This is a genomic window from Infirmifilum sp., from assembly GCF_049970975.1.
GTDB lineage: Archaea > Thermoproteota > Thermoprotei > Thermofilales > Thermofilaceae > Thermofilum > Thermofilum uzonense.
This window is the reverse complement of sequence record NZ_JBMFLX010000056.1, coordinates 1-8,269: the sequence shown is the minus strand read 5'-3', so window position 1 is coordinate 8,269 and position 8,269 is coordinate 1. Positions and strand designations below refer to the sequence as shown.

Annotated in this window: 8 protein-coding genes; 2 read left to right on the top strand and 6 right to left on the bottom strand. The window is 48.1% G+C overall.

All coding sequences use genetic code 11. The features are described 5' to 3' along the window. Window positions 1–216: 216 nt before the first annotated feature. Window positions 217–1,824 carry a hypothetical protein gene (locus ACP5KC_RS07445; protein WP_428287126.1) on the bottom strand — a complete coding sequence of 536 codons (1,608 nt, stop codon included), beginning with the start codon at window positions 1,822–1,824 and terminating at the stop codon, window positions 217–219. A 96-nt stretch (window positions 1,825–1,920) separates the two neighbouring features. Here ACP5KC_RS07445 and ACP5KC_RS07440 point away from each other — a divergent pair, with 96 nt between their 5' ends. Then, a complete protein-coding gene (locus ACP5KC_RS07440) occupies window positions 1,921–3,204 on the top strand; it encodes a tRNA (N(6)-L-threonylcarbamoyladenosine(37)-C(2))-methylthiotransferase (protein WP_052884493.1) in 1,284 nt (427 codons plus the stop codon). Here ACP5KC_RS07440 and ahcY read toward each other — a convergent pair. The 5 genes from ahcY to ACP5KC_RS07415 form a co-directional block, all read right to left on the bottom strand. Continuing rightward, window positions 3,201–4,505, bottom strand: a complete 1,305-nt coding sequence (ahcY, locus tag ACP5KC_RS07435) for an adenosylhomocysteinase (protein WP_052884492.1) — start codon at window positions 4,503–4,505, stop codon at window positions 3,201–3,203. The two genes, ACP5KC_RS07440 and ahcY, sit on opposite strands and share 4 nt — an antisense overlap. Window positions 4,506–4,592: 87 nt before the next feature. Beyond that, a complete protein-coding gene (locus tag ACP5KC_RS07430) occupies window positions 4,593–4,811 on the bottom strand; it encodes a hypothetical protein (RefSeq protein WP_428287125.1) in 219 nt (72 codons plus the stop codon). Between the two features lie 290 nt (window positions 4,812–5,101). Further along, the gene (locus tag ACP5KC_RS07425; RefSeq protein ID WP_052884490.1) at window positions 5,102–5,902 is read right to left on the bottom strand and encodes an S-methyl-5'-thioadenosine phosphorylase; all 801 of its coding nucleotides are present in this window, start codon (window positions 5,900–5,902) and stop codon (window positions 5,102–5,104) included. A 48-nt stretch (window positions 5,903–5,950) separates the two neighbouring features. Then, window positions 5,951–6,916, bottom strand: a complete 966-nt coding sequence (locus ACP5KC_RS07420; RefSeq protein ID WP_428287124.1) for an MBL fold metallo-hydrolase — start codon at window positions 6,914–6,916, stop codon at window positions 5,951–5,953. A gap of 3 nt (window positions 6,917–6,919) precedes the next feature. Then, window positions 6,920–7,600, bottom strand: coding sequence for a phosphoribosyltransferase (locus ACP5KC_RS07415; RefSeq protein WP_052884488.1), 681 nt, complete (start codon window positions 7,598–7,600; stop codon window positions 6,920–6,922). Window positions 7,601–7,638: 38 nt separating this feature from the next. Between ACP5KC_RS07415 and endA the strand changes: the two genes are divergently transcribed. Further along, the gene (gene endA / locus ACP5KC_RS07410; RefSeq protein ID WP_236944856.1) at window positions 7,639–8,220 is read left to right on the top strand and encodes a tRNA-intron lyase; all 582 of its coding nucleotides are present in this window, start codon (window positions 7,639–7,641) and stop codon (window positions 8,218–8,220) included. Window positions 8,221–8,269 lie beyond the last annotated feature (49 nt).

The window sequence follows — 8,269 nt, the reverse complement described above, 5'->3', positions numbered from 1 at the left end:
AAGAACATCAAAGCAGGATCGAAGGACTCCTCGAGGAATAGGAGACAGAGAAGACATATTAGTGATCCCGCAAGATTATTGTTCGGTTTATCCTGGCTATTTTCCCGACTGGGACTTGACCAGAGGATGTAGAGCCACGTATTACGTCATAGGAAGCAGGGGGTAAGGTTGCATTATAGCTTACCTGTGAAGTAGAGGATCTGCCTAAATAAATTTTTAAATGTTTTTCTCCGCAAGTTCACGGAACTTTTGCGCAAGATTTCGCAGCTCGGTTTCCAATGATTCAATTCTCACATTGTATTCCTTTTTATCAAGTCTACCCACGCGGTAGTTTCGCTCTATTTTTTCAATCTCGTTCATCCTCTGATGTATTCCCTCCTTTATTCTCACCATCTCATTGGTTATTTCACGCCCAGCATCGCCTAGCTGCCCTAAAAGCTTCGAGACCTCTGTCTCGAGCGCGGTGTCTCTTTTCTCGTATTCCCGGATCACGGATACGATCTTCGTGGTTCCGGCTTTTCTGGCACGTAGGCTGTTCAGGTTCTCGATGGCTGTGATCAGAAGTTCTTCGCGGCGTAGGAGTATTTTATATATTGCTTCTGAAACCTCTCTCGGAACAGTTGTAGCGGTTAATACCTTTTCCTTTGCCTTCTCGACCTTGTTACGTCTAATTCTCGCAACTGCGAATACACCTGTAGCTAATAAGAGGATTAAAACAAGTAGAATTATTACCGTCTCGGCCAAGCTCAGACCTGTTGAAGGCTTAAAAACAATGTTCGAAACAGGTACTCTCGGATAGAGGTCAGCCTGGAAGAGGGGTCCTACAGGCTTTAAGACGTAGCATTGAAGGCTTCCAGTTACTGTCTCACCTGTGGTAAATTCCTGCGGGACTGTCAGCGACCCTCTTATACACAGCTTAACACTGTAGTCCGTTACGACAAAGCCAAGCCCCATGTATGCGTTGATCATGTTGCTACGGTTCGTATGATACCTTAGTGTCAGGACGGTTCTCTGTCCCACAAGCTGAACGGATGACATGAGTGTGATTAATATCAGAGTAGAATTTGAAGCGTTGTAGCTGTGCCAATAGTTCCTGGGATAGGGGCCCAGAAGCCCCTCGGCTCCATCAAAGACATAACTTACTGGAAGAGCTATCGCTAGGGACGTTATTGGATAGTTTGACAGTTGAAGTATCTCAACTGTGTCCTCGTAAACTATTTTGTCTGCCTCCAAGATTATTGTTCGGTTTATCCTGGCTATTTTCCCGACTGGGACTTGACCAGAGGATGTAGAGCCACGTATTACGTCATAGGAAGCAGGGGGTAAGGTTGCATTATAGCTTACCTGTGAACCCATTACTTTTCCAAAGGTGCTGTTGACATTTATCCCCGTGGAAAACGATGCAGTGCCACTAACGTTTGTAGCGTAGCCGAACGGGCTTAGAGGGATCGGGAACCTTATCTCGATCGTGGTGAGATTACTCGTTACTATGTCAAAGACAAAAGTAATGTTGACCTGCCTGGCGGGATCACTAAATGCAAACTTCACCTGACTCTTATCCACGACGGCTAACACATTCCTCTGCCTCTCCGTCTGAGCTACAGCTAGTACAAGTTTCCCAGTATAGCCTGAGACATTAAAAGAAAGTGAGGTCGTGGGCTCGGGAAGCTCTATATGATAAAATACTAGTCCATAACCATACTCGATGCGCGCACTAACAGTGGCCTTGGCCGGAATTGAGGGCTGAGCCGTCAGCAACGGTGCTAGAAATAGGGGCATCCATAATAGGATTGCTAGTATCTGGCTCAGAGTTTTGCGGTCCATTTAATCCCCTCTTGCTTAATCATCGCAGTTATAATTCTTTTTCCAGAGCCACTAGTTTTTTAATTTCTACTTCTTGTAGGTTCAAGGGAATATTAAGTGAAGGTTTTCATCGAGACGTTTGGCTGCTGGCTGAACAAGGGAGAAAGCGACATAATGAAGACTCTCTTAAGAGAAAGAGGACACGAGGTTGTAGACACACCAGAAAAAGCTGACACCGTGATTGTCAACACATGCGCTGTGAGAGGGGACACTGAGACGAAGATCTTTAGGGAACTAACGAGGCTCGAAGCCCTGAGGAAAAAGACCGGCTTCCGACTAGTCGTGACGGGCTGCCTCACAAACGTTCGACCCAAGTCTATCCTTGAGATTGCTCCCGAAGCCAGCCTAGTGGAGCCCGACTCCCTTGAGAGAATAGTAGAGGTTGTCGAATCCGAAAAACAGTTGCTTCTTCTACGCAGCTATCCTCGCATGAGAAACGTTCTGCCGGAGTTTGAAGGAGGCGTGACATATATCCTCCCAGTCCAGTCAGGTTGTCTCGGAGCGTGCTCCTTTTGCATCGAGTGGGTTACCCGTGGCTTAGGAGTAAAGAGTTACCCCTTGGACAGCATTGTCAAGGCTGTAGAAAATGCAGTGAAAAAAGGGGCAAAGGAGGTATACCTCGTCGGTCAAGATCTCGCCACTTACGGCTACGACCTTGGAACAAACCTCACGGCCCTGATCGAGGAGATTCTCCAAACAGTGAAAGGAGAATACAGAATAAGAATAGGAATGATGGAACCCATGCTCCTCAGGTCGCAGATAGATGGACTTCTAACCCTTGCGAGAGATGAGAGGCTCTATAAATACTTCCACATACCTGTACAATCAGGAGACGACAACGTCTTAAAGCTGATGAACCGAAAGTACACGGTTTCCGAGTACAGGGATCTAGTAGGTCGGATCCGGTCCCAGGGCTTATCCTCAAGCATAGCTACCGACATAATAGTAGGCTTCCCCGGCGAGGACGAAAATGCTTTCAACAACACTCTCAGGCTGCTAGGCGAGCTGATGTTCGATAAGGTTCACATAGCGAGATACACTTTGAGGCCCTTCACGAAAGGCTATCTTATGAAAGGACCCCCAGAGCCCCTCAAGAAGCTTAGAAGCAAAATCGCTACAGAACTCTCGTTCAGAATAGCCTATGAGATTAACAGGAAATACCTTGGAATGACAAAAGAGGTTCTAATAAACTCAGTTTCAATGAGAGGCGATTTTACCGGGCGAACACCAGAATACAAACCGGTGGTATTCAAAGACTATGACCTCGAACTAGGTGCCTTTGTAAAAGCGAGAATAGTAGATGCTTCACCCTTACATCTCGTAGGCGAGGTTGTAGACTAGCCACTCCAGCTCTCTAGGTACTTCTTCTGCTCCTCCGTAAGCCTCTCTAGGCGGACACCTAACGCCTTGAGCTTTAGCAGAGCTACGCGGTTGTCTATGCTGCGCGGGAGCTTATACACCTTTTTGTCCAGCTTTTCCCACTTTTTCACTATTGTCTCAACAGCGAGCGCCTGGTTCGCGAACGACAAGTCCATCACTTCACTTGGGTGCCCCTCAGCTGCGGCAAGGTTTACAAGCCTTCCCTCACCTATAAGATAAACTTTCCTCCCGTTAGGGAGCCTGTATTCCCGGACATTCTCGTTTATATCTCTTGAGCCTACGGCTATCCTTTCGAGATCGCGAACAGATATTTCGACGTTAAAATGCCCAGCATTTGCAAGTATAGCCCCATCCCTCATCTTTAGCAAATGTTCCGCACGGATAACGTCGGTATTACCAGTCGCTGTTATGAACACGTCGCCGGTCTCGGCAGCAGAGGACATGTCAGTGACGTAGAAGCCCTCATAGTATGCTTCGAGGGCCCGGACAGGATCGACCTCTACAACAGTCACGCGTGCACCCATCCCTCTTGCCCTCCAGGCTATCCCCCTTCCAACCCACCCGTAACCAGCAACTACGACGTTTTTACCCGCGAGAAGAATGTTAGTAGCTCTCAATATTCCGTCAATAGACGACTGCCCTGTGCCAAACCTATTATCAAACATGAACTTGGTCAAGGAGTCGTTTACTGCAAAAACAGGGTAAAGGAGCTTCCCCTCCTTTTGGAGAGCTTTAAGTCTGATGACACCTGTGGTGGTCTCCTCAGTCCCCCCTCTTATCTTTTCCACGATGGAAGAGGAGAGAACCTTAGACCCTATCTCGTAGTCTATCCCACGCGCTTCACCTAACGCTACCTTGTGCAACATGACTGTTAAGTCTGCTCCATCATCCATCGTAACGTCTGGTCCCATCGAGGCTGCAGACGCGATCGCGGCGAAGTAGTCTTTCTCGCTCATCCCCCTCCAGGCGTAGACATGTATTCCCTCCTTAGCCAGGTATGCTGCGACATGGTCCTGAGTCGATAGTGGGTTTGAAGCCGCTAGAGCGATCTCGGCTCCGCCGTCTCGCAAGGTGAGCATTAGTACAGCGGTCTCCTTCGTTACATGCATACATGCAGCTATCCTCACGCCTTTCAAGGGTTTCTCTTTTTGGAATCTTTCGCGGATTAGTCGAAGCACCGGCATGTTCTGCTCTGCCCACTCGACTGCCAGTTTGCCTCGGTCAGCGAGTGAGATGTCTTTAACCTTATATTTTTCAGGCATTTTGTTTCCTCGTGTTAATTCAAACAGGCACGGCTTTAACTAGTTTATTGTCGCTAGCCTAAGATTAGCCACCCCTCCTGCCCTGCGTCACTGAGGCGTGCTCCCGGTTACCCTTCTAGGGGTCATTGTTTTTGCTCCTGGTTGTCGTATCTTGTCTTTCTTCTCGTTGAGTGGTGTGGCTCCCTGGTGTGTTGGCAGGAAGGCTTCGGTCTTGCCGGGTGTGGGCGGGCTGTATCCTGCTTTGTGGGCGATGTTCAAGCATGTGTTTATGTCAGCGTCGATCTCTAGGCCGCAGTTCCTGCACATGCATCGAAGCTCTCAGGGTGTATGCTGACATCCTCCCAGACCACAGGAAGGCACTCGACAGCATCGATGCAATACTCGAGGAGCTAGAGGAGCACAGGAGCATGCTCGACGGCCTCCTCGAGGAATAGGAAGCGGAGAAGACATACTAGGATCTCTCTCCAATATTATAGAGATGGGCTAGTGCGGGGGTCGGGACTTGATCCCGGGACCACCACCGCTCTGGAGGATCCCGCCAACCATGATTGGACTATGAATAGAAAAGAACGAATGAATACGGAGGAATACAAGGCTTAGAGAAGAGCTTCATCAAGGTAGTGTGCGCACTGGCATCCACGCTTCTCGGGTATTCTCGGTACCAGTGCAACTAGGAGTCTGCGAACTTTTTCCGTGTTCTCAGACATTACCCTTGCGACTTCCATTGCTGTAACGGGTTTCTCCGCCCAGACATCGTAGTCCGTCACCATGGCTATGTTCAGGAAACACATGCGGGCTTCCCTGGCCAGGTTCACCTCAGGCACTAGCGTCATACCTACTATGTCTGCTCCGAACTGTCTCCATAGCTTCGACTCAGCCCTAGTAGAGAACCTCGGCCCTTCGATGCACACATAGGTTCCCTTCTCATGTACCTTGATATTTAATTCTCGCGCAGCGTCTAGACAGAATCTGCGAAGCTCGGGACAGAACGGGTCAGCCATGGATACATGGGCGACTACCGGCCCATCATAGAATGTGTAAACTCGATTTTTAGTCATATCGATGAACTGATCAGTGCAGACGAAGTCGCCGGGCTTATATTCCTCTCGTAGGCTTCCTACCGCCGATACAGAAATTAGCCTCTCAACACCTAGTTCTCTCAGCGCCCAAATGTTTGCACGATAGTTTATTTTGTGTGGCGGTATAGAATGCTTCTTACCGTGCCGTGGTAGAAATGCTACTTTTACCCCTCTTATGTGTCCGATCATTATATCCGATGAAGGCGGACCGTAAGGGGTGTAGACCTTTATTTCCTGGACGTCTTCTAGGAAGTCTGGAGAATAGAGCCCGGAGCCCCCGATTATTCCTATCTTGACCCTAGGTATTTCTTTGCTCATTAATAGAAACGAATCACCTAAATTAATAAAATTTTACCGTTGGAAGATTTACAAGTTTAGTATAATTTCCTCTCCATTCGCTGTGGAAAAACCGTGTTCTCCTAATAGATAGGAAGACAACTCTTCTCTGAAGCCACATACAGGTATAACAATGTCCGGGCTGCTTCGACGAACGTAATCGATGATCTGCTTGAAATCTCCATGACTGCTCAATGGGATTCCGCTCTTCATAGCCCAACCCGTTAAGGGGATGCTCTGAATCCCTCTTGGGAACTTTCGAGAAAGACGAGCAACGAAGGGGGCGCCACGGGACGGGTTATTATTGATAGCATATCTCCCTAGAATTTCCCCAAACTTCTCATATATTTCATTGTAGACTGCTATTTCAGGCTCCACGAGAACAGGAAGATCTGTGGCCATGCTGAGCAAGGCTGTTACTTCTTGGGCCACCCCCAGTTTTCTAGCCTTTAAAGCTATTTCTCTATCGCTACCCTTTTCTCTTACTAAAGAGAGCAGCTGAGAATATATTTCCTGGCGTTTAGGAAAGACGTAGACGGGGAGTCCATATGTAGCATCGATCAAGAGTACATCCGAGCTCAACGGCTTGGCGGGTTCGAGGATAATTCTCTTCTCTAAATTGAAGTCTCCCGTATACACGAATGTCACATCAGCTAGCTCTATCCGAAACTGGAGACTACCGATTATGTGTCCAGCATCAAAGGCCTCAACCGTGAACTTCTCGGACTCAATTTTCTCTCCTGGATTAATTTCAACCACGTTTTTCAACCGTTTTTTAGGGTCTATGATCATCCTGCTAGCCGTGCTCATGAGTATTCTGACACCGGTGGAGGATATCCGCCTGAGAACTCCGGGCGTGTAGTGGTCGCTGTGAGCATGCGAGACTAGTACGAGGTCTGGCCTCTTACTGGGTAGGACTAGCGGGTCGATTAGTATGTTTGTTGTGTCTCCTTCCAGAAAAACACCCTTGGAAATGTGTATCCTGAATTGTCGCATGATCTAACGCTGCTGTACGATGATTTTTTCTTCTCCCACTATACGGATTTTACCCTGTCGTGCCAACTTGTCTATTGCCAGTTTATAATAGCGATCCCCCACGTCTATCCCATACCACTCCCGGAATGTCTCTATGAGTTCCTTAAGCGTCAACTCGTTCCTCCCGCTCTTGGAGTACTCGACTAAAATTTTCTCTATGAAGTTTGTCGTGTCCTCGGCACGGGTCCACGGGTACTGGTACCAGACCCATTCCTTGACCTCGTCAACGTAGAAGTCTGGCTTTATCTTTGCAACGCTGCTTATCCACTGCATCACAGCAACTTTTATCTCTCCAGGCGAATAATTCTTCTCAATATACTCTTTTGCCACGATAATCGAGTCTCCCGTGTCGCAGATATCGTCGACTATGAGAACCTTTTTACCTTTGAGGTCGGCCTGAAAGCCATACCTCACGTGCGCGGTGGCAGTGATTTCCGCGGCCTTACCCCAGTGGAGGACCTGTATGCTTACAAGATCATTTATGTCGAGGAAATCGCATACCAGTCTGGCTGGGATGTACCCCCCGCGAGCAATCGAAACAACTATATCCGGGCGCCAGCCGCTTTCCTCAATCTTCTTCGACAAACTGTAGGTCCAGTTGACTATCTCATCCCAGGATACAAGCTTTGTGTTAACCTTGGGCACAATTAGTTTTAATTTATATGCCTTGATAAATATTCTTTGTGGCGAATTGGTTGCGGGAGGAAAGGATGGGTGAAAGGATAAAAGCTTTCCTGGTTGGTGGTCGGATCATCGTACTTGACCGTGAAAGGGCAAACACTCTTTATTTCCGGGAGGGGTTCTACGGCCGTTTTTTTACTGTCCCAAAGCCCAAAACGCCGGATGTTAAAAAAGAGCTAGAGCTCTCCCCGTTTGACGCGCTGTACCTGCTCGAGAATGGGGTCCTAGAGTTATACGACGAGAAACACGAAGTCATATCTATTGAGAGGTTCAAGGACCTCGCAAGGAAGTCCTATGAAAACTTTGATGATGCCTATGCTGTCTACAAGGATCTTCGAGGCAAGGGGTACGTCGTGAAGTCCGGGCTAAAGTTCGGCTCTACTTTTGCTGTGTACAAGGTGGGACCAGGCTTCGACCATGCCCCCTTCCTGGTTCACGTCCTAGCTTATGATAGTAAGCTTGACCCGCTCGAGATAATCAGAGCAGGTAGGCTCTCGCATTCAGTCAGGAAGAAGTTCCTCCTAGCCTATCGGGATCCTGTAGACGGTAACATAAGGTATTTCATTTTCCGGTGGCTCATGTAGAATTATTATAGGAAGCCACAAATCAGAAATCGATGGCTCTATCACTTTT

Excerpts from the sequence above, each read along its gene's own strand:
- ACP5KC_RS07445 (WP_428287126.1), bottom strand. The coding sequence starts at position 1,824 with ATGGACCGCAAAACTCTGAGCCAGATACTAGCAATCCTATTATGGATG.
- ahcY (WP_052884492.1), bottom strand. The coding sequence starts at position 4,505 with ATGCCTGAAAAATATAAGGTTAAAGACATCTCACTCGCTGACCGAGGC.
- ACP5KC_RS07430 (WP_428287125.1), bottom strand. The coding sequence starts at position 4,811 with ATGTGCAGGAACTGCGGCCTAGAGATCGACGCTGACATAAACACATGC.
- ACP5KC_RS07425 (WP_052884490.1), bottom strand. The coding sequence starts at position 5,902 with ATGAGCAAAGAAATACCTAGGGTCAAGATAGGAATAATCGGGGGCTCC.
- ACP5KC_RS07420 (WP_428287124.1), bottom strand. The coding sequence starts at position 6,916 with ATGCGACAATTCAGGATACACATTTCCAAGGGTGTTTTTCTGGAAGGA.